General features: G+C 53.0%; 21 protein-coding genes and 1 other annotated feature. Of the genes, 16 read left to right on the top strand and 5 right to left on the bottom strand.

The features are described from left to right. The first annotated feature begins 31 nt into the window (after nt 1-31). Nucleotides 32-361, top strand: a complete 330-nt coding sequence (gene trpR, locus ACS0RQ_RS23685; RefSeq protein WP_039078263.1) for a trp operon repressor — start codon at nt 32-34, stop codon at nt 359-361. Here the strand turns inward: trpR and yjjX are convergent. Beyond that, nucleotides 352-867, bottom strand: a complete 516-nt coding sequence (yjjX, locus tag ACS0RQ_RS23680) for an inosine/xanthosine triphosphatase (RefSeq protein WP_271848751.1) — start codon at nt 865-867, stop codon at nt 352-354. The genes trpR and yjjX overlap by 10 nt on opposite strands. 102 nt (nt 868-969) lie before the next feature. On the opposite strand from yjjX, the gene gpmB reads away from it, so the two are divergent. Then, the gene (gene gpmB, locus ACS0RQ_RS23675; protein ID WP_039078265.1) at nt 970-1,617 is read left to right on the top strand and encodes a 2,3-diphosphoglycerate-dependent phosphoglycerate mutase GpmB; all 648 of its coding nucleotides are present in this window, start codon (nt 970-972) and stop codon (nt 1,615-1,617) included. On the opposite strand, the gene robA is transcribed toward gpmB, so the two are convergent. Beyond that, nucleotides 1,614-2,483, bottom strand: a complete 870-nt coding sequence (gene robA / locus ACS0RQ_RS23670; protein ID WP_271848752.1) for an MDR efflux pump AcrAB transcriptional activator RobA — start codon at nt 2,481-2,483, stop codon at nt 1,614-1,616. The genes gpmB and robA overlap by 4 nt on opposite strands. 211 nt (nt 2,484-2,694) lie before the next feature. Here robA and creA point away from each other — a divergent pair, with 211 nt between their 5' ends. Genes creA through creD form a run of 4 tightly spaced genes read left to right on the top strand, consistent with a single transcriptional unit; the run spans nt 2,695 to nt 6,727 of the window. Continuing rightward, a complete protein-coding gene (gene creA, locus ACS0RQ_RS23665; protein WP_039078267.1) occupies nt 2,695-3,165 on the top strand; it encodes a protein CreA in 471 nt (156 codons plus the stop codon). A 12-nt stretch (nt 3,166-3,177) separates the two neighbouring features. Beyond that, on the top strand, nt 3,178-3,867 hold the full coding sequence (gene creB, locus ACS0RQ_RS23660) for a two-component system response regulator CreB (RefSeq protein WP_271848753.1): 690 nt from the start codon (nt 3,178-3,180) through the stop codon (nt 3,865-3,867). After that, on the top strand, nt 3,867-5,291 hold the full coding sequence (gene creC, locus ACS0RQ_RS23655; protein WP_271848754.1) for a two-component system sensor histidine kinase CreC: 1,425 nt from the start codon (nt 3,867-3,869) through the stop codon (nt 5,289-5,291). Before creB ends, creC begins: the two co-directional genes overlap by 1 nt. A gap of 56 nt (nt 5,292-5,347) precedes the next feature. Next, the gene (creD, locus tag ACS0RQ_RS23650) at nt 5,348-6,727 is read left to right on the top strand and encodes a cell envelope integrity protein CreD (protein WP_271848755.1); all 1,380 of its coding nucleotides are present in this window, start codon (nt 5,348-5,350) and stop codon (nt 6,725-6,727) included. Between the two features lie 39 nt (nt 6,728-6,766). On the opposite strand, the gene arcA is transcribed toward creD, so the two are convergent. Next, nucleotides 6,767-7,483, bottom strand: coding sequence for a two-component system response regulator ArcA (gene arcA, locus ACS0RQ_RS23645; RefSeq protein WP_039078271.1), 717 nt, complete (start codon nt 7,481-7,483; stop codon nt 6,767-6,769). A gap of 95 nt (nt 7,484-7,578) precedes the next feature. Here arcA and yjjY point away from each other — a divergent pair, with 95 nt between their 5' ends. From yjjY to ACS0RQ_RS23610, 7 genes are all read left to right on the top strand, one after another. After that, a complete protein-coding gene (gene yjjY, locus ACS0RQ_RS23640) occupies nt 7,579-7,719 on the top strand; it encodes a YjjY family protein (protein WP_086870418.1) in 141 nt (46 codons plus the stop codon). 399 nt (nt 7,720-8,118) lie between these two features. Next, nucleotides 8,119-8,805, top strand: a complete 687-nt coding sequence (locus ACS0RQ_RS23635; RefSeq protein ID WP_271848756.1) for a tRNA/rRNA methyltransferase — start codon at nt 8,119-8,121, stop codon at nt 8,803-8,805. Between the two features lie 210 nt (nt 8,806-9,015). After that, nucleotides 9,016-9,084, top strand: a complete 69-nt coding sequence (thrL, locus tag ACS0RQ_RS23630; RefSeq protein ID WP_071846003.1) for a thr operon leader peptide — start codon at nt 9,016-9,018, stop codon at nt 9,082-9,084. Then, nucleotides 9,023-9,140: a sequence feature (Thr leader region), on the top strand. (Overlaps the previous gene by 62 nt.) A gap of 24 nt (nt 9,141-9,164) precedes the next feature. Further along, complete coding sequence (gene thrA, locus ACS0RQ_RS23625; RefSeq protein ID WP_271848757.1) at nt 9,165-11,627, top strand: bifunctional aspartate kinase/homoserine dehydrogenase I; 2,463 nt, start codon at nt 9,165-9,167, stop codon at nt 11,625-11,627. Between the two features lies 1 nt (nt 11,628). Then, a complete protein-coding gene (thrB, locus tag ACS0RQ_RS23620) occupies nt 11,629-12,558 on the top strand; it encodes a homoserine kinase (protein WP_039078274.1) in 930 nt (309 codons plus the stop codon). 3 nt (nt 12,559-12,561) lie between these two features. Beyond that, the gene (gene thrC, locus ACS0RQ_RS23615) at nt 12,562-13,848 is read left to right on the top strand and encodes a threonine synthase (protein ID WP_039078275.1); all 1,287 of its coding nucleotides are present in this window, start codon (nt 12,562-12,564) and stop codon (nt 13,846-13,848) included. A 223-nt stretch (nt 13,849-14,071) separates the two neighbouring features. Continuing rightward, nucleotides 14,072-14,365, top strand: a complete 294-nt coding sequence (locus ACS0RQ_RS23610; protein ID WP_271848758.1) for a DUF2502 domain-containing protein — start codon at nt 14,072-14,074, stop codon at nt 14,363-14,365. 45 nt (nt 14,366-14,410) lie between these two features. Here ACS0RQ_RS23610 and yaaA read toward each other — a convergent pair whose 3' ends face one another. Both yaaA and ACS0RQ_RS23600 read right to left on the bottom strand, forming a co-directional pair. After that, on the bottom strand, nt 14,411-15,184 hold the full coding sequence (gene yaaA, locus ACS0RQ_RS23605; protein ID WP_039078277.1) for a peroxide stress protein YaaA: 774 nt from the start codon (nt 15,182-15,184) through the stop codon (nt 14,411-14,413). Nucleotides 15,185-15,261: 77 nt separating this feature from the next. Next, entirely contained in the window at nt 15,262-16,689 is a 1,428-nt protein-coding gene (locus tag ACS0RQ_RS23600; RefSeq protein ID WP_271848759.1) for an alanine/glycine:cation symporter family protein, read from the bottom strand. Between the two features lie 200 nt (nt 16,690-16,889). Here ACS0RQ_RS23600 and tal point away from each other — a divergent pair, with 200 nt between their 5' ends. The 3 genes from tal (at nt 16,890) to ACS0RQ_RS23585 (ending at nt 19,967) form a co-directional block, all read left to right on the top strand. Continuing rightward, on the top strand, nt 16,890-17,843 hold the full coding sequence (gene tal / locus ACS0RQ_RS23595) for a transaldolase (RefSeq protein ID WP_071193601.1): 954 nt from the start codon (nt 16,890-16,892) through the stop codon (nt 17,841-17,843). A gap of 105 nt (nt 17,844-17,948) precedes the next feature. After that, nucleotides 17,949-18,536, top strand: coding sequence for a molybdopterin adenylyltransferase (mog, locus tag ACS0RQ_RS23590; protein ID WP_271848760.1), 588 nt, complete (start codon nt 17,949-17,951; stop codon nt 18,534-18,536). Between the two features lie 126 nt (nt 18,537-18,662). After that, nucleotides 18,663-19,967, top strand: coding sequence for an MFS transporter (locus tag ACS0RQ_RS23585; RefSeq protein ID WP_271848761.1), 1,305 nt, complete (start codon nt 18,663-18,665; stop codon nt 19,965-19,967). Nucleotides 19,968-20,005: the final 38 nt, after the last annotated feature.

Genomic DNA, 20,005 nt, shown 5'->3' with positions numbered 1-20,005 from the left:
AAGCGAGTACATAGCATAACGGCGGCATATTATGACCCAGCAATCACCTTATTCAGCGGCCATGGCCGAGCAGCGTCACCAGGAATGGCTTCGCTTTGTTGAACTCGTCAGGCAGTCTTACGAACAGGATCTACATCTTCCGTTACTTAACCTGATGCTCACCCCCGATGAACGTGAAGCGCTGGGTACCCGCGTACGCATTATCGAAGAGTTGTTGCGCGGAGAGATGAGTCAGCGCGAACTCAAAAGTGAACTCGGGGCGGGTATTGCCACGATCACCCGTGGATCCAACAGCCTGAAAGCGGCGCCAGCCGACCTGCGTTTATGGCTGGAGCAGACGCTGCTTAACGATCAGCGGTAGACCGCATTGTGAAAGGGGCTTAATGCCAGTATCACGGCCTGATGATAGACGCTGGCGCGCGTCAATTTTCCGGCGGTAAACACGCCAATTGCGCCATCTTTGCGCCCAATTTCATCAATACCGGTATATGCCGACATCGCCGGACCAAGCGCTTGCCCGGCATGGATCTTTTGCAGAATCACCTCAGGCAAGGGCAGGGTGGCAGAGCGGGCTTCGCCGCGCTGGTCGCGACTTTCGATGACGACCCAGCTAAACGTGCTGCCTTCATCAATTCCGGCTTCGATAGCCACCCAAAAGTCCGCATTTGGACAGGCGTGGCGGGCATTTTCGACACGGTTACGTGCGCCTTCAAGCGTCTCTTTACTGCCCATAGGCTGTTCCGGTACACCGCTTTCAACAGCAATCGCGTCGATGCGGCTGGCGTCTTCACCGAAAATCTCATTAAAAGCGTGCAGAATAGCCCGAATTTTGGCGGGGTTTGTGGTAGCAGCGACAACATGGTGCATAATCAATAGCTGGCTGCCCGTAATGAGACCAGTTCTGTCTGCATGACGGGTAAGGCCTTCCTCATATAATAAACTTCATCGCAGTATAATGGATATAAAAGCATGTTACAGGTATACCTTGTCCGCCACGGTGAAACGCAGTGGAACGCCGAGCGTCGTATTCAAGGCCATTCAGACAGTCCGTTAACCGAAAAAGGCGAGCAGCAGGCATGGCAGGTGGCTGAACGCGCGAAAGCGCTGGGCATCACCCATATTATTGCCAGCGATCTCGGACGTACACGTCGCACGGCTGAAATCATTGCAGAGCTATGTGGCTGCGATATCACCCTCGACTCGCGCCTGCGTGAACTCGATATGGGCGTGCTCGAACAGCGCAATCTTGAAACCCTGACCGAAGAAGAAGAAGGCTGGCGTCGCCAACTGGTAAATGGCACCGCAGGGGGGCGCATTCCCGGCGGCGAGTCGATGCAGGAGCTTGCCGATCGTATGCATGCTGCCCTTGCGACCACGCTGGAGTTACCGCAGGGTAGCCGCCCGATGATCGTCAGCCACGGCATGGCCCTGGGCTGTCTGGTCAGCACCATTCTGGGGCTTCCGGCGTATGCTGAGCGCCGCCTGCGCTTGCGTAACTGCTCTATTTCCCGTATCGATTATCAGGATAGCGCATGGCTGGCGTCGGGATGGGTAGTGGAAACGGCAGGAGACGTCTCACATCTGGACGCCCCTGCGCTGGATGAACTGCAGCGTTAACGACGGACGGGAATCAGATACTCGCAGCGGATGTAAAGCGGTGGCTCTTGCGCCCGCGCATCTTCCTGCGGGTAGAAACGCTCAATATCCTGGCCTTTACGGCGTGTCAGATTCAGCATCGGCATGCAGGTACCGTAGACGGTCAGGATAAACTCCTGCACGCCCGTGCCCGGCCCTTCGTAGAAGAACATGACATACTCACCGCCTTCGAGCTTCACCGGCTGGGCATTATGCATGTAGCCGTTCGCCATCTCCGGCGTTAAAGCGGTGGTGTAAAACACCTCTTGCTCGTCATCTTTCTCAAGGCTTGGTCGCGGTTCATGCAGGCCATACATCTCAGCCGGAATAGTGGGTGAATTGCCTAAAAAGTCACGCCAGAACTGGATACGCATCTGGTTGCGGAAATCGGAAATTTCTTCCAGCGAGCAGGTATAGCTCTGCGTCGTACCGATGAGCTGCATATCCGGAAGGGTGATAAATTCATGTCTCGGCATGGCAAACTCACCTAAGCGCAGCGGCGGACGAATGCCGAAGGCGCTCCAGTCAGGTGAACGGCGATACAGCGCGGGCGTCAGATTAAACTGCTTTTTAAACGCGCGAGTAAAGGTTTGCTGAGAGTCAAAGCGGTACTGCAGGGCGATATCCAGAATGGGACGCGAGGTCAGACGCAAAGCAACAGCAGACTTTGACAGGCGGCGCGCGCGAATATAAGCGCCAATCGCATGGCCCGTCACGTCTTTGAACATCCTTTGCAGATGCCACTTGGAATAACCCGCTTTTGCCGCCACATTATCTAACGACAATGGCTGATCCAGGTGGCCTTCCAGCCAGGTAAGTAGATCACGAATAATCCCAGCCTGATCCATAAAATATCCTCATCCTTAAAACGGCTTACGCCTGATACCAGGGGATGGATAATACCACTGTTTGGCGTTTTAGCATTCAGTGTTTTTTTTGTGCATTAGTGCGCATTGTGTCTGATTTTCATGATAATTTTTGTAAATTGGTGATCTATAAACCTTTTCCTCTTAAACCCGAGAATAGTCGCTCAACGTTATATTCAAAAATGGTAACAATATGAAATACACGCGTTTAATACTTTCCTCATTAGCGCTGCTGTGGGGTTCTGCGCAGGCGGAACAGATTGGCTCAGTGGATACTGTGTTTAAAATGTTCGGCCCGGATCACAAAATTGTGGTGGAAGCCTTTGACGATCCTGATGTGCAAAATGTGACCTGTTACATTAGCCGGGCAAAAACGGGCGGCATCAAAGGGGGGCTGGGGCTGGCGGAGGATACATCCGATGCGGCGATTTCCTGCCAGCAGGTAGGGCCAATCGAACTCAGTGATAAGATTAAAAACGGAAAAGCCCAGGGCGATGTGGTCTTCCAGAAACGTACCTCGCTGGTGTTTAAAAAACTTCAGGTGGTCCGCTTTTATGACAGTAAACGTAACTCTTTAGTTTATCTCACCTATTCCGATAAAGTGGTGGAGGGTTCCCCGAAAAACGCACTGAGTGCGGTGCCGATTATGCCGTGGAGTAAATAAAAAGGAATGGAGATGTCACAACCGCGAATCTGGCTGGTTGAAGATGAGGCAAGTATTGCCGAGACGCTGATTTATATGCTGCAGCAGGATGGGTTCGCCGTCACGTCATTTGAACGGGGACTGCCTGTTCTTGACGCGGCTGCGCGGCAGTTACCGGACCTGGCGATCCTGGATGTCGGGCTGCCGGACATCAGTGGTTTTGAGCTGTGCCGCCGTTTGCTGGCCAGGGCGCCGGGGCTACCGGTGCTGTTTCTGACCGCGCGTAGCGACGAGGTTGATAAGTTACTGGGGCTGGAAATGGGGGCCGATGATTATATCGCCAAACCGTTTTCGCCCAGGGAGGTTTGCGCCAGAGTACGTACCGTGCTGCGCCGCTTCCAGAAAGCCACAGTGCAATCTTCTCTTCTGCGTGTCGGGCAATTCGAACTGGACGAAGAGGCGGCTATCGTTCGTTGGTGTGGTGATATTCTCCCCCTTACACGCTATGAATTTCTGCTGTTAAAAACCCTGCTGCATGCACCGGGCAGGGTTTTCTCACGCCAGCAACTCATGGATCTGGTCTGGACCGATGCCGAAGAGAGTTTCGATCGCACTGTCGACACCCATATCAAAACGCTGCGCGCCAAATTGCGTGCGGTGAATAGCGAATTGTCACCGATTAATACTCATCGCGGTATGGGTTACAGCCTGGGCATCCGCTAATGCGTATCGGGATGCGATTGTTGCTGGGCTACTTTCTCCTTGTGGCGGTTGCCGCCTGGTTTGTGTTGTCGATTTTTGTCCAGGAGATCAAACCGGGCGTCAGGCGGGCAACCGAAGGCACGCTCATTGATACCGCCACGCTGCTGGCCGAGGTGGCGCATGATGATTTGCTCTCCGGACAGGCGCAAAATGGCAAGCTGGCAGAGGCGTTCACTTCGCTCAACCAAAGCAACATTAACGCCAATATCAGCGGCATTCGCAAAGTACGTAACGAATACCATGTCTACATGACGGATGCGCTGGGTAAGGTTGTTTTTGATTCTGCGGGCCAGGCCGTAGGTCAGGATTATTCCCGCTGGAACGATGTCTGGCTGACGCTGCGCGGTAAATATGGCGCGCGCAGTACGCCTTCCGATCCGAACGACCCGGAAAGTACGGTGATGTATGTGGCGGCTCCCGTTACTGACCAGGGGCGCATTATCGGCGTCTTGAGTGTGGGCAAACCTAATAGTGCGATTGCCCCGGTCATCAAACGCAGTGAGCGGCGTATGCTCTGGGCCAGCGCAGCCTTACTGGGGATTGCTCTGGTGATTGGGTTTGGGGTGACGCTGTGGATTAACCGTTCCATCGGCAAGCTGACACGCTATGCGGATGCCGTGAGCGAAAAAAATCCTTTACCTCTTCCTGACCTGGGAAGTAGCGAGCTGCGTAAGCTGGCGCAGGCGCTGGAGAGCATGCGCCTTAAGCTCGAAGGAAAAAATTATATTGAGCAGTATGTCTACGCGCTTACGCATGAACTTAAAAGCCCGCTGGCGGCCATACGCGGCGCGGCAGAAATTCTCCATGAGAACCCGCCACCGGATATCGCCACCCGTTTTACTAACAATATCCTGGCGCAAAATGCGCGGATGCAGATGCTGGTTGAGAAGCTGCTACAGCAGGCGAAGCTCGAAAATCGCCAGGAAGTAGTGACAACATCCATCCCTGTTGACGCCCTGTTCCGACAGCTTGAGGACGAACGTAGCGTGGTGCTGTCCGCCAAAAATCTGACCCTGGAATGCGATGCAGAGCAGCTTGTCATCGAAGCGGATGCCGGGCTGCTTAGCCAGGCATTGGGCAATCTGCTCGACAATGCGATCGATTTTACCCCGCGCGACGGGCATATTTCGCTGCGCGCTCACGAACACGCTGAACATGTCGTCTTCACCGTATGCGATAACGGGCCGGGTATTCCGGATTACGCCCTTGAGCGGATCTTTGAACGGTTTTACTCATTGCCCAGAGAGAATGGACAAAAGAGCAGTGGCCTTGGGCTGGCCTTGGTGCAGGAGGTGGCGCGTTTGCACCAGGGAACTATTCAGGTATGTAACCTGCCGCAGGGTGGCGCAGAGGCGCGACTGACACTTCACCGTCACTTCACATAACTTCAAATTCTCCTCTTATAGCCCCGTTACTCTGCGCGCAACACAAAGGAGGGGCTATGTTGAAATCACCGTTATTCTGGAAAATTACCACCCTGGCAGGGTGCATTTGTCTGTTGCTGATCCCACTGATAATGGTTGGCAATTTAATCAAAGAGAGAGGCGACTACCGTAATGAGGTCGCCGATACGCTGCGGCAAAGTAGCGCCGGGCCGCAAAAGCTGATTGGTCCGCTGATTGCGATTCCGGTGACGGACGTTGTGACTTCGCTGGAGTCGACGGGAGATGAACCGCCCAGGGAGGTTCGCCGTTCGAAAAGCTATATCCGTTTCTGGCTACCTGAGTCGCTCATGGTCGAGGGGAAACAGCAAGTCGAAAACCGGCAGGTGGGTATCTACGACGGGCAAGTGTGGCATGGGGATATCAGTATAAACGCTGAGTTTGACCCAAAACGTGCCGGGCTGGAGGCGAGTGATACCAGGCAACTGGGCGAGCCGTTTGTCGTGTTTGCCCTGAGTGATGCCCGAGGGATCGGGCAAATACGGGCTATGAAGGTGAACGGTGAATCGCTCAGCGTAGAGCCGGGATCGGGGCTGATGAGCGAATTACAGGGTATCCATGTTCCACTGACTGCGCCGGGTATTACGCAAAAAAATATCAAACTAAACGCTTCATTTAGTCTCAATGGTACCGGCGCATTTTCCGTGGTCCCACTTGGCAGAAACAGCGAAATGGCGCTGATGGGGGATTGGCCTCACCCCGGCTTCACCGGTGATTTTCTGCCTGCGAAACGCGAAGTTACTCCTGCGGGTTACCAGGCGCGCTGGCAAAGTACGTGGTTTGCCAATAACCTGGACAGCAAAATCCGTGATGTCCTGAGTCTGAGCAGCGACAATGAGTGGCGCCTGCCCGCATTCAGCGTCAATATCGCCACGCCTGCGGATCAGTACCAACTGACGGACAGAGCGGTGAAATATGCGATTTTGCTTATTGCCCTCATTCTCGCCGCGTTTTTCGTCTTTGAAAGTCTTACCGGGCGGCAAATGCACCCCATGGAGTATCTGTTGGTGGGGTTATCGCTGGTGATGTTCTATCTGGTCCTGCTGGCGTTGTCAGAGCATGTCGGCTTTACCTGGGCGTGGATTATTGCCAGTGGACTGGGGGCGGCGATTAACGGTATTTATTTGCAAGGCGTGATGAAAAGCTGGCGTGCCAGCCTGCCCTTTAGCGGTGCGCTATTGGTGCTCTATGGCGTAATGTGGAGTTTGCTGAATTCCGAAGACAGCGCGTTGTTGCTGGGAACTGGCGTACTGTTTGCGGCACTGAGTACCGTGATGATACTGACACGGCGCTTCGACTGGTACTCCCTTTCGCGGGCGGTGAAAAAGCCCGTAGAAAGCCAGGTTCCTGTCGATGAAGAATTACGGATATGGAAATAAAAAAAGCGGCGCCTGGCGCCGCTTTTTCTTGAAGGAGGATTATTCCTGCAGATCACCGCAGAAACGGTAACCTTCACCGTGGATCGTCGCGATGATTTCCGGTGTGTCCGGCGTGGATTCAAAATGCTTACGGATGCGACGGATGGTGACGTCAACCGTACGGTCGTGCGGTTTCAGCTCACGCCCGGTCATTTTTTTCAGCAATTCGGCGCGGGACTGGATCTTGCCCGGGTTTTCGCAGAAATGCAGCATCGCACGGAACTCGCTACGCGGCAGCTTATACTGTTCGCCATTAGGGCTGATCAGTGAGCGGCTGTTAATATCCAGTTCCCAGCCATTAAACTTATAGCTGTCGACACTGCGGCGCTCTTCGCTGATGGTGCCCAAATTCATGGTACGGGACAGCAGGTTACGCGCACGGATAGTCAGTTCACGCGGGTTAAACGGTTTGGTGATGTAGTCATCCGCACCGATTTCGAGGCCCAGGATTTTGTCTACTTCGTTGTCACGACCGGTCAGGAACATCAGTGCGACATTCGCTTGCTCGCGTAATTCACGGGCAAGTAAAAGGCCATTTTTACCTGGCAGATTGATATCCATAATCACCAGGTTGATATCATTTTCGGAGAGGATCTGATGCATTTCAGCGCCATCTGTCGCTTCAAAGACATCGTAACCTTCCGCTTCGAAGATGCTTTTCAACGTGTTGCGTGTTACCAACTCGTCTTCAACGATAAGAATGTGCGGGGTCTGCATGTTTGCTACCTAAATTGCCAACTAAATCGAAACAGGAAGTACAAAAGTCCCTGACCAGCCTGGTACATGTCGCAAATTAACATGAACGGCGTAACATGACTAAAGTACGTAATTGCGTTCTTGATGCACTTTCCATCAACGTCAACAACATCATTAGCTTGGTCGTGGGCACTTTCCCTTTGAACCCGACAGTGTCAAAAACGGCTGTCATCCTAACCATTTTAACAGCAACATAACAGGCTAAGACGCAAGGGACACCCAATAAAACTACGCTTCGTTGACATATATCAAGTTCAATTGTAGCACGTTAACAGTTTGGTGAAATCTTGATATCTAAATGCTAGCGATTATCACAATTTTTCAATAAACCAACTAGTTGCGGATATTAATTGATAAATAAGCTGAATCCAATAGGAGATTCAGATTCATAATTAAAATGCCATGAAGAAACATAGGGATAAGCATTTTCTGTTAACATTTAAGCGGTTAATACCGCCAGTCAACAGTTTAGCTTTTTTTAACCGTTGGCAAGACGAAATTCAGTGATTGCTGTTACAAAATTGTAAATTCGCGACGCGTAATATGCTGACATAATCCTTCACTCGCGCGTCGGTATGATAAAAAAGAGAGTAAAAATGCACCTGGCCATTGTATTGGTTTCTCCCGCCAGAGCGGAGAATATTGGCGCTGCCGCGCGCGCGATGAAAACGATGGGTTTCACAGACCTGCGCATTGTCGACAGCGATGCCCATTTACAGGAAGGCGCTCGCCGTGTCGCACATGGTGCCGGGGATGTGCTTGATAATATTAAAACTTATTCTTCATTATCCGATGCGTTGGCCGATATTTCATTCATCGTCGCCACGACGGCGCGAAGTCGCGCGAAATTCCATTACTACGCAACGCCTGCGGAACTGGTACCGCTTCTGGCGGAAAAAAGCGCGTGGCTCCCCGCCGCCGCACTGGTGTTTGGCCGGGAAGATTCAGGCCTGACAAATGACGAACTGGCGCTTGCAGACATTCTGACGGGTGTGCCGATGGTGGCCGATTATCCTTCACTCAATCTGGGGCAGGCCGTCATGGTTTATTGTTATCAATTAGCATCTTTAATACAAAATGCTCCCAAAGTGGTAACGCAACGTGATGATAACCAGCTTCGTGCTTTACGTCTGCGCGCGCGCGCGTTGCTCGAAAAACTCGATGTGGCGGATGACATGAAAATGGCCGACTGGCTGGATCAGCGTGTTGGGATGCTGGAGCAGCGAGACACCGCAATGTTGCATCGTTTACTCCATGACATTGAAAAAAAACTCGCCGAGTAAATCACTACCATAAGAATGTTCTATGGATGATGTCACTGCAATGGTGCGGTTTGTATGGTCTTTACCTATGATAAGTCAATGAGTAGCGGGCGTAGCGGAAGGTTGCGCAAAATAGCTGAAAACTAAAAATTCGTTGACTTAAGGCGGCAGATACTTTAACCAATATAGGCAGAGCACAGACAGAATAAAATTACAGAGCACACAACATCCATGAAACGCACCAGCACCGTCACCATTATTATTACCACCACCATTACCACAGGTAACGGTGCGGGCTGACGCGTACAGGAAACACAGAAAAAAGCCCGCACCTGAACAGTGCGGGCTTTTTTTTCGAGCAAAGATCAAGGGGTAATACCATGCGAGTGTTGAAGTTCGGCGGTACATCAGTGGCAAATGCGGAAAGGTTTCTGCGTGTTGCCGACATCCTGGAGAGCAATGCCAGGCAGGGGCAGGTGGCAACTGTGTTATCTGCCCCGGCGAAAATCACCAATCACCTGGTCGCAATGATCGAAAAAACGATCGGAGGTCAGGATGCCGTACCAAATATTAGCGATGCCGAACGTATTTTTTCTGAGCTACTGCAAGGATTGGCGGATGCACAGCCTGGTTTTCCCCTCGCACAGTTAAAAACCTTTGTCGAACAAGAATTTGCGCAGATCAAACACGTATTGCACGGGATAAGCCTGCTGGGGCAATGCCCGGACAGCATTAATGCGGCGCTAATCTGCCGTGGCGAAAAGCTCTCCATCGCCATTATGGCAGGGTTGCTTGAAGCGCGCGGTCATAAGGTGAGTGTGATTGATCCGGTCGAGAAACTGCTGGCTATTGGGCACTATCTTGAGTCTACGGTGGATATTGCGGAGTCTACGCGCCGCATCGCCGCCAGCCGTATCCCGTCCGACCATATGGTGTTGATGGCAGGGTTCACTGCCGGAAACGAAAAAGGTGAGCTGGTTGTTCTGGGGCGTAATGGTTCTGATTACTCCGCCGCTGTTCTGGCTGCCTGCCTGCGTGCGGATTGTTGCGAAATCTGGACCGATGTTGACGGTGTCTACACCTGTGATCCACGCCAGGTGCCGGATGCCCGTCTGCTGAAATCCATGTCGTACCAGGAAGCGATGGAGCTCTCCTATTTCGGTGCGAAAGTGCTCCACCCGCGTACCATTACCCCTATCGCTCAATTCCAGATCCCTTGCCTCATTAAAAATACCGGTAACCCGCAGGCACCCGGTACTCTGATTGGCGCCACCTCTGACGAGGATGACCTGCCGGTTAAAGGTATTTCCAACCTGAATAACATGGCCATGTTCAGTGTTTCAGGTCCGGGGATGAAAGGCATGGTTGGCATGGCGGCGCGCGTGTTTGCCGCGATGTCGCGTGCGGGCATCTCTGTCGTGTTGATTACCCAGTCCTCCTCTGAATACAGCATCAGCTTCTGTGTACCGCAATCCGATTGCGTCCGCGCGCAGCGTGCAATGGGCGATGAATTTTATCTGGAACTGAAAGAAGGATTGCTGGAGCCGCTGGCCGTGATGGAGCGTCTGGCTATCATCTCTGTCGTGGGCGACGGCATGCGTACTCTGCGTGGCATTTCCGCGAAATTCTTTGCTGCACTGGCGCGCGCTAATATCAACATCGTGGCGATCGCGCAAGGATCTTCCGAGCGTTCGATTTCTGTCGTGGTGAGCAACGATGATGCCACTACGGGTGTGCGCGTCACGCACCAGATGCTGTTTAACACCGACCAGGTTATTGAAGTGTTTGTGATTGGCGTGGGCGGTGTTGGTGGTGCGCTGCTCGAACAGCTTAAGCGTCAGCAGGCATGGCTCAAAAGTAAGCATATCGATTTGCGCGTCTGCGGCGTGGCAAATTCGAAAGCGTTGCTCACCAACGTACACGGGTTAAATCTGGAAAACTGGCAGGCTGAGCTTGCTGAGGCCAAAGAGCCTTTCAACCTAGGCCGTTTGATTCGTCTGGTGAAAGAATATCACCTGCTGAACCCGGTTATTGTAGATTGTACGTCACACCAGGCAGTGGCCGATCAGTATGCTGACTTCCTGCGCGAAGGTTTCCATGTGGTGACGCCCAACAAAAAGGCCAACACCTCATCGATGGCTTACTACCATCAGTTGCGTCATGCGGCGGCGAAATCGCGCCGGAAGTTCCTCTATGACACCAACGTGGGCGCAGGCTTGCCGGTTATCGAAAACCTGCAAAACCTGCTCAATGCGGGTGATGAGTTACAACGTTTCTCCGGCATTCTTTCTGGTTCGCTATCGTTTATTTTCGGTAAGCTCGATGAAGGGATGAGCCTGTCGGATGCGACTAAGATCGCACGTGAAATGGGTTACACCGAACCAGATCCTCGTGACGATCTTTCCGGTATGGACGTGGCGCGTAAGCTCCTGATCCTGGCTCGTGAAACCGGGCGTGAGCTGGAGCTTTCCGATATTGTGATTGAACCTGTGCTGCCAGCTACATTCGACGACAGCGGTGACGTTGAAAGTTTTATGGCGCGTTTGCCGCAGCTTGATGATCACTTCGCCGATCGTGTGGCGAAAGCGCGCGACGAAGGCAAAGTGCTGCGCTACGTCGGCAACATCGAAGAAGATGGCACCTGTCGGGTGAAAATTGCCGAAGTGGATGGTAATGATCCACTGTTCAAAGTGAAAAACGGCGAAAACGCCCTTGCGTTTTATAGCCACTATTACCAACCGCTGCCGCTGGTCCTGCGAGGCTATGGTGCGGGCAATGATGTTACTGCGGCAGGGGTGTTTGCAGACTTGCTGCGTACGCTGTCCTGGAAGTTGGGAGTTTAAGATGGTGAAAGTATATGCTCCGGCCTCCAGCGCCAATATGAGCGTGGGTTTTGATGTGTTGGGCGCCGCGGTGACGCCGATTGATGGCACGCTGTTGGGTGATAATGTCTCAGTTGAGGCGGCGGACAGTTTTAGCCTGAAAAATCTGGGGCGTTTTGCCAGTAAACTGCCGACAGAGCCTCGTGAAAATATTGTCTACCAGTGCTGGGAGCGTTTCTGCCAGGAGATTGGCAAAACGGTTCCTGTAGCAATGACACTGGAAAAAAACATGCCGATTGGCTCAGGGCTGGGGTCCAGTGCCTGTTCTGTTGTCGCGGCGCTGGTGGCAATGAACGAGTATTGCGGCAAACCGTTAAATGAGACGCGAATGCTGGCGCTGATGGGCGAGCTGGAAGGGCGCATTTCCGGCAGCGTGCATTACGACAACGTGGCGCCTTGCTACCTTGGCGGCATGCAATTGATGATCGAGGAAAACGGCATTATCAGCCAGCAGGTGCCAGGCTTTGATGAATGGCTGTGGGTGCTGGCCTATCCGGGCATCAAAGTTTCTACCGCGGAGGCCCGCGCTATCCTGCCGGCGCAGTATCGTCGTCAGGACTGTATTGCTCATGGTCGGCATCTGGCGGGCTTTATTCACGCCTGCTATTCCCGTCAGCCCCAGCTTGCGGCGAAGCTGATGAAAGATGTTATTGCTGAGCCATATCGCATGAAATTATTGCCTGGGTTTAATGAGGCACGTCAGGCGGTCGCCGAAATGGGTGCGCTCTCCTGTGGTATTTCTGGTTCCGGCCCAACGCTTTTTGCGTTGTGCGATAAAACGGAAACCGCGCAACGTGTGGCAGACTGGCTGAGCAAACACTATTTGCAAAATCAGGAAGGCTTTGTTCATATTTGCCGTCTGGACACGACGGGTGCACGAGTAGTGGGATAACCAATGAAACTCTATAACTTAAAAGATCACAACGAACAGGTCAGCTTCGCGCAGGCCGTCACGCAAGGGCTTGGCAAGAACCAGGGGCTGTTTTTCCCGCATGACCTGCCGGAATTCAGCCTGACTGAAATTGATGACATGCTGACCATGGATTTCGTTGCGCGCAGCGCCAAAATCCTCGGGGCGTTCATCGGTGATGAAATTCCGCAGGACATTCTGGAAGCGCGCGTTCGGGATGCGTTTGCGTTCCCGGCGCCCGTACAGCCGGTTGAGAGCGATGTTGGTTGCCTGGAGCTGTTTCATGGCCCGACGCTGGCGTTTAAAGACTTCGGTGGGCGCTTTATGGCGCAAATGCTGACCACCATCAGTGGCGACAAGCCGGTGACGATCCTGACTGCGACCTCCGGTGATACCGGGGCGGCAGTGGCGCATGCCTTCTACGGCCTGAAAAACGTTCGTGTCGTGATCCTTTACCCGAACGGAAAAATCAGTCCGCTACAGGAAAAGCTGTTCTGTACGCTGGGCGGCAATATCGAAACCGTCGCCATTGATGCGGATTTCGATGCCTGCCAGGCATTGGTAAAACAGGCTTTTGATGATGAAGAACTGAAAGTGGCGCTGGGCCTGAACTCAGCGAACTCCATCAACATCAGCCGCCTGCTGGCGCAGATTTGCTACTACTTTGAAGCGGTGGCGCAACTGCCACAAGAGGCCCGTAATCAGCTGGTTGTTTCCGTGCCGAGCGGCAACTTTGGCGACTTAACGGCGGGCCTGCTGGCGAAATCGCTTGGGCTGCCCATTAAGCGTTTTATCGCGGCGACCAATGCGAATGACACCGTACCGCGCTTCCTGCAGGACGGTGAGTGGAAGCCAAAAGCCACACAGGCAACGCTGTCGAACGCGATGGACGTCAGCCAGCCGAACAACTGGCCGCGCGTGGAAGAGCTCTTCCGCCGTAAAATCTGGCGTCTGAACGAACTGGGCTATGCCGCAGTTGACGACGAAACGACTAAAGAGACCATGCGTGAGCTGAAAGGCAAGGGTTATCTCTCTGAACCGCATGCGGCCATTGCTTACCGTGCGCTGCGCGATCAACTGCATCCGGGCGAATACGGCCTGTTCCTGGGGACCGCGCATCCGGCGAAATTCAAAGAGAGCGTCGAAGAGATTCTCGGCGAAACACTGCCATTGCCGAAAGAACTGGCAGAGCGCGCAGATCTGGAACTGCTGTCGCACCATCTGCCTGCGGACTTCGCTGAATTGCGTAAGCTGATGATGAGCAAAGCGTAATCCGCTTCGTCTCAAACCAGAACCGGGTGAGCGTAGTCGCTGCCCGGTTTTTTTACGCCTGAATACGGAGAAATTAAGGAGGAATATGGCAGGAAAAACGGAGGAATTCCCATAAAATGCGGGCACTTAGAGATTAGGATTGCAGAGAATAACAAGCCGCCATCACTTTGCTTAAGCTCCTCACATCGGCCCACTACGGGCAAGATGAACAAAGGAGTAACCCATGTTGAAACCTGTATTCTTCGCGCTTTCGTTGTTGATGGTGGCTCCGCTGGCGGCACAGGCTGCTGAAATTACCCTTGTGCCAGCAGTAAAACTGCAAATCGGCGATCAGGATCGTCACGGCAACTACTGGGATGGTGGCCACTGGCGCGATCATGACTGGTGGCGCAGACACTACGAGTGGCGCGAAAACCACTGGCGCCCGCACGGTGATGACCGTCGCGACTTCCGTGGCGACCATCATGATGATCGCCACGATGACCATCGTCCGGGGCCTGACTGGCGCCACGATTAATCTCTTCGCTTATCCTGCCCCCTCCTCAGAGAGGGGGCCACAGCCTTACTGTTCGTGACGTTTAAAGACCAATTCGCCCTTGCCGGACAGCTCTTCATCAAAGAAATAGCCTTCGCTATCAAACGCGGTTAACTGCTCTGGTTTTGTCAGGCGGTTTTCAATGATGTAACGACTCATCAGGCCGCGTGCTTTTTTGGCGTAAAAACTAATGACCTTAAACTTGCCATTTTTCTCGTCCAGAAAGACGGGTTTGATAATTTGCGCGTTCAGTTTTTGCGTTTTGACCGACTTAAAGTACTCATCGGATGCCAGGTTCACCACGATGTCATCGCCCTGCGCCTTAATGGCGTCGTTCAGCGTGTTGGTGATGACCTCACCCCAGAACTGATAAAGATCCTTCCCCTTCGCATTTTCCAGGCGGATCCCCATTTCCAGACGGTAAGGCTGCATCAGGTCCAGTGGACGCAAAACGCCGTACAAACCAGAGAGCATACGCAAATGCTGCTGTGCAAAATCGAAATCAGCCTCGGTGAAGGTTTCTGCCTGCAGGCCGGTATAGACATCGCCTTTAAAGGCCAGAATAGCCTGGCGGGCGTTTTTCGGCGTAAAATCCGGCTGCCAGTCGTGAAAGCGGGTGGCGTTCAGGTCGGCAAGCTTATCGCTGATACCCATCAGGGCTTTGATTTGCTGCGCGCTAAGCTTACGCGCAACCTTAATCAACTGCTGCGAATAATCCAGCAATTCAGGCTGTGTGTAGCGCGTAGTGGCCAGCTCACTTTGATAATCCAGCGTTTTCGCGGGCGAGATGAGAATCAGCATAGTCAGTCCTTGCAGGAAAATTTCCGCTGACTGTAACAAAAAACGGCCTGCAATTGATCAATAGTTGCGATTGTCATTTACGATCCCGTTTTATCATCCCATGCGCCGGGCGCGAGCTGCGGGTTAATATCCGGATAACGCTTCGGATCGAACACTGGCATCACTCCCATCTTGCGCTGGCGTAGATAATCGGCGGCGATAAGGGTGACGACGGGAGACAGTAGCAGAATCGCCGTCATGTTAGTGATAGCCATAAACGCCATCATTACATCTGCCACATGCCAGAGTAACGGGATGCGCAATTGAGAGCCGATCAACACCATCAGTAAGATCCCGATACGCAACAGCCAAATATTACGTCTGCTGTTCATACGCAGGAAAATGAGATTATTTTCGGCGTAAACGTAATTGGTGATAATGGAATTAAACGCAAACATGATGATGATGACGGCGACAAAGCTGGCTCCCCATGAACCCGTCAGGGCTACCATCGCTTCCTGAACTATCTGGACGCCAATGATTGGGTTATCTGTTGGCGTATCCTTTGCCAGGAGAAGAATAAACGCGCTGGCGGTGCACACCAAAAACGTGTCGACAACTACGCCGACCATCTGCACAAAGCCCTGAGCGGCAGGATGAGGGGGAGATGAAGCCGCGGCTGCGGCGGCATTCGGCGTTGAGCCCATCCCTGCCTCGTTGGAATACATACTGCGTTGAAAACCGCTGGTGAGCGCCTGGCTAAGCGTGTAACCCATGGTACCTGCCGCCGCTTCCTGCCAACCAAAGGCACTTTTCACAATATTAGCGAACATCTCCGGCAGTGCGGTGAAGTGCGCAATGCCAATACCGACACTGGTCACTACCCAGGCCAGGGCCATGATCGGGACCACCCACTGCATGATACGAGCAATCTGTTTCATGCTTTTCGTGATCAATAGCAGAATCATTCCAGCAAAAATAAGGCCTGTGTAAATCTCATTAAAATGCCAGGCAAAATGGACGGCATTCGCTACCGAATTGGCCTGAATGGTATTGAATAACAGCCCGTAAACCAACAGCAGGAATACGGAAAACAGCACGCCCATCCAGCGCATGCCAAGGCCTCGTGCCATGTACCATGCAGGACCGCCGCGAAATTGCTGGTCGGCGTCGCGTTCTTTATAGAGTTGCGCCAGTGTGCTTTCGGCGAAACACGTTGCCATGCCAATCAAGGCCGATATCCACATCCAGAAAATCGCGCCGGGGCCGCCTGCCGTAATCGCTAACGCCACACCGGCTAAATTACCGGACCCCATTCGTCCGGCAAGGCTGAGAAACAGCGCCTGATACGATGTCAGTCCACCCGACTGGGCGCGGCTATTTTTAAGGTTATGGTAGAAGTCGCCAATCAGGCGAAACGGTACAAATTTGCTTTTAAAAGCAAACCAGATACCTGCCGCAAGCAGCAGGTAGAGCATCAATGAACCCCAAAGTATTTCACTGATAAAAGAAAAGAATTCAGGCATTAACATCCCTCTTGTCTATGCCGGTTCGCAGGTTAATAAGCAGCGCTATTATTAATAAAGCACTACTTTGCAGGCAATTAATAAATCTAGTTTACCATACCGGGCGTGCGCAATGTCTGCGGTTGCGCTGGCAGGGCGTCGTGTTATCATCAGGGCAGACCGGTTACATCCCCCTAACAAGTTCAAAGAGAAACACTATCATGACGGATAAATTGACTTCTCTGCGTCAATACACAACTGTTGTTGCTGACACCGGAGATATCGCGGCGATGAAGCTGTACCAGCCGCAGGACGCTACCACCAACCCTTCTCTGATTCTTGGCGCTGCCCAAATCCCTGAATACCGCAAACTGATTGATGACGCTATTGCCTGGGCGAAAGAACAGAGCAGCGACCGCGCGCAGCAAGTGGTAGATGCAACGGACAAACTGGCGGTGAATATCGGTCTGGAAATTCTCAAACTGATCCCTGGTCGCATTTCTACCGAAGTTGATGCACGCCTGTCCTATGACACCGACGCGTCCATCGCGAAAGCAAAACGCCTGATTAAACTGTATAACGACGCGGGTATCAGCAACGATCGCATCCTGATCAAGCTGGCTTCTACCTGGCAGGGTATTCGCGCGGCTGAACAGCTGGAAAAAGAAGGCATCAACTGTAACCTGACGCTGCTGTTCTCCTTCGCCCAGGCACGTGCCTGTGCAGAAGCTGGCGTTTATCTGATTTCCCCGTTTGTGGGCCGTATCCTCGACTGGTACAAAGCCAACACGGATAAAAAAGAGTACGCACCGGCAGAAGATCCGGGTGTGGTTTCCGTAACCGAAATCTACCAGTACTACAAACAGCACGGCTATGAAACCGTCGTGATGGGCGCAAGCTTCCGTAACGTCGGTGAAATTCTGGAACTGGCAGGCTGTGACCGTCTGACTATCGCTCCGGGGCTGCTGAAAGAGCTGGCGGAAAGCGAAGGCGCTATCGAACGTAAACTGTCCTATGCTGGCGAAGTGAAAGCACGCCCGGAACGTATTACCGAAGCGCAATTCTTCTGGCAGCACAACCAGGATCCGATGGCAGTAGACAAACTGGCGGACGGTATCCGTAAGTTTGCTGTTGACCAGGAAAAACTGGAAAAAATGATCGGCGATCTGCTGTAATCATTCAGGTGTGGCCGGAGACTCGGCCACCCTTTCCCCTCTGTCTGCATTTCCCCTCAGCGTGTATCATTTCCGTTAGTCATTATTTTTTTGAACGGAATGAATATGGATACATTACGCATTGGCTTAGTTTCTGTTTCCGATCGCGCCTCCAGCGGTGTTTACCAGGATAAAGGCCTCCCGGCACTGGAAGAGTGGCTGGCGCAGGCGTTGACTACCCCTTTTACTATCGAAAAGCGGCTTATCCCGGACGAACAGAGCATCATTGAACAGACACTTTGCGAGCTAGTGGACGAGATGAGCTGCCATCTGGTCCTGACGACGGGCGGCACCGGTCCTGCGCGTCGTGATGTCACACCTGATGCAACACTTGCCGTTGCTGACCGCGAAATGCCGGGGTTTGGCGAACAGATGCGTCAAATCAGCCTCAACTTTGTGCCTACTGCCATTCTCTCCCGCCAGGTGGGTGTGATTCGCAAGCAGGCGCTGATCCTCAATTTACCGGGGCAGCCAAAATCCATCAAAGAGACGCTTGAAGGGGTGAAGCAGGCGGACGGGCAGGTAACCGTGCCGGGTATTTTTGCCAGTGTACCGTATTGTGTACAGCTTCTCGACGGGCCTTATATTGAGACCGATCCCAAAATCGTAGCGGCTTTTCGCCCCAAAAGTGCAAGACGCGAGACAATATCCTAAAAATAGTGGTTTTTTAAATTAAGTCATGCGGGCACTGGAGTGTTGATTTATTTACGGTATAGTAATTTTTAATTTACAGTTTGCGTAAAAACGAAATCAACACTTCCTCTTTACAAATGGTCCGCTATGTCAAACTACACACGTCCCCTCAATAAGCAGGATTACAAAACCCTCACGCTTGCCGCCTTAGGCGGTGCGCTTGAGTTCTATGACTTCATCATTTTTGTCTTCTTTGCCGCCGTTGTCGGTGAGCTGTTTTTCCCGGCGGATATCCCGGAGTGGCTGCGTCAGGTGCAGACTTTCGGCATCTTTGCCGCAGGTTATCTGGCGCGCCCACTGGGCGGTATCGTGATGGCCCATTTTGGCGATCTGGTGGGGCGTAAGAAGATGTTCACCCTGAGCATTTTGCTGATGGCGGTACCTACGCTGGCGATTGGCTTGCTGCCGACGTATGCCTCTATGGGCATCGTTGCGCCGTTGCTGCTGCTATTGATGCGTGTCTTGCAGGGGGCGGCGATTGGCGGCGAAGTGCCGGGCGCGTGGGTGTTTGTGGCGGAACATGTGCCGGAACGCCGTATCGGAATTGCCTGCGGAACATTAACCGCCGGGCTGACAGTGGGGATCCTGCTTGGCTCTGTGGTCGCTACCCTGATCAATACCAGCATGACGCAGCAGGCGATTCACGATGGTGGATGGCGTATACCTTTCCTGCTGGGCGGTGCGTTTGGCCTGGTGGCAATGTATCTGCGTCGCTGGTTGCAAGAGACGCCGATTTTCCTCGAAATGCAGCAGCGTAAAGCACTGGCGCAAGAGCTACCGGTGAAAGCCGTCGTCATGAAGCATAAGAAAGCGGTGGTGATCTCGATGCTGCTGACCTGGCTACTGTCGGCCGGGATCGTAGTGGTGATTTTGATGTCGCCCGTCTGGCTGCAAAAACAGTATGGTTTCGCGCCAGCCTTAACCCTGCAGGCGAACAGTATCGCGACCATTATGCTCTGTTTCGGCTGTTTGACCGCCGGGCTGGTGGTGGATCGCGTTGGTCCCAGCAAAACCTTTATTGTCGGCAGCATTATGCTGGCCTGCTCAAGCTGGTTCTTCTATCACCTGACGGGCAGCCACCCGGAGCAGCTTTTTGCCTTGTATGGGCTGGTCGGGTTCTGCGTTGGGGTTGTCGGAGCCGTACCCTATGTGATGGTTCGCGCTTTCCCGGCGGAAGTGCGTTTTACCGGGATCTCCTTCTCCTATAACGTCTCTTACGCCATTTTTGGCGGGCTGACGCCGATTGCGGTGACGATGCTAATGGGGGTTTCGCCAATGGCGCCCGCCTGGTATGTGCTGGCGCTGTCGATGATTGGTCTGGGGCTGGGGTTATGGCTTCGCCAGGACCTGGTCGCTACCGAGAGCCCGGCGTTGGCGAAATCCACGCGCTAAGTGGGCGTTTGGAAAGAAAGCGTCATCGGACGATGGCG

The organism is Phytobacter diazotrophicus (assembly GCF_052061655.1).
GTDB classification, from domain to species: domain Bacteria; phylum Pseudomonadota; class Gammaproteobacteria; order Enterobacterales; family Enterobacteriaceae; genus Phytobacter; species Phytobacter diazotrophicus.
The sequence above is the reverse complement of the archived record's forward strand: the minus strand, read 5'-3'. Positions and strand labels throughout refer to the sequence as shown.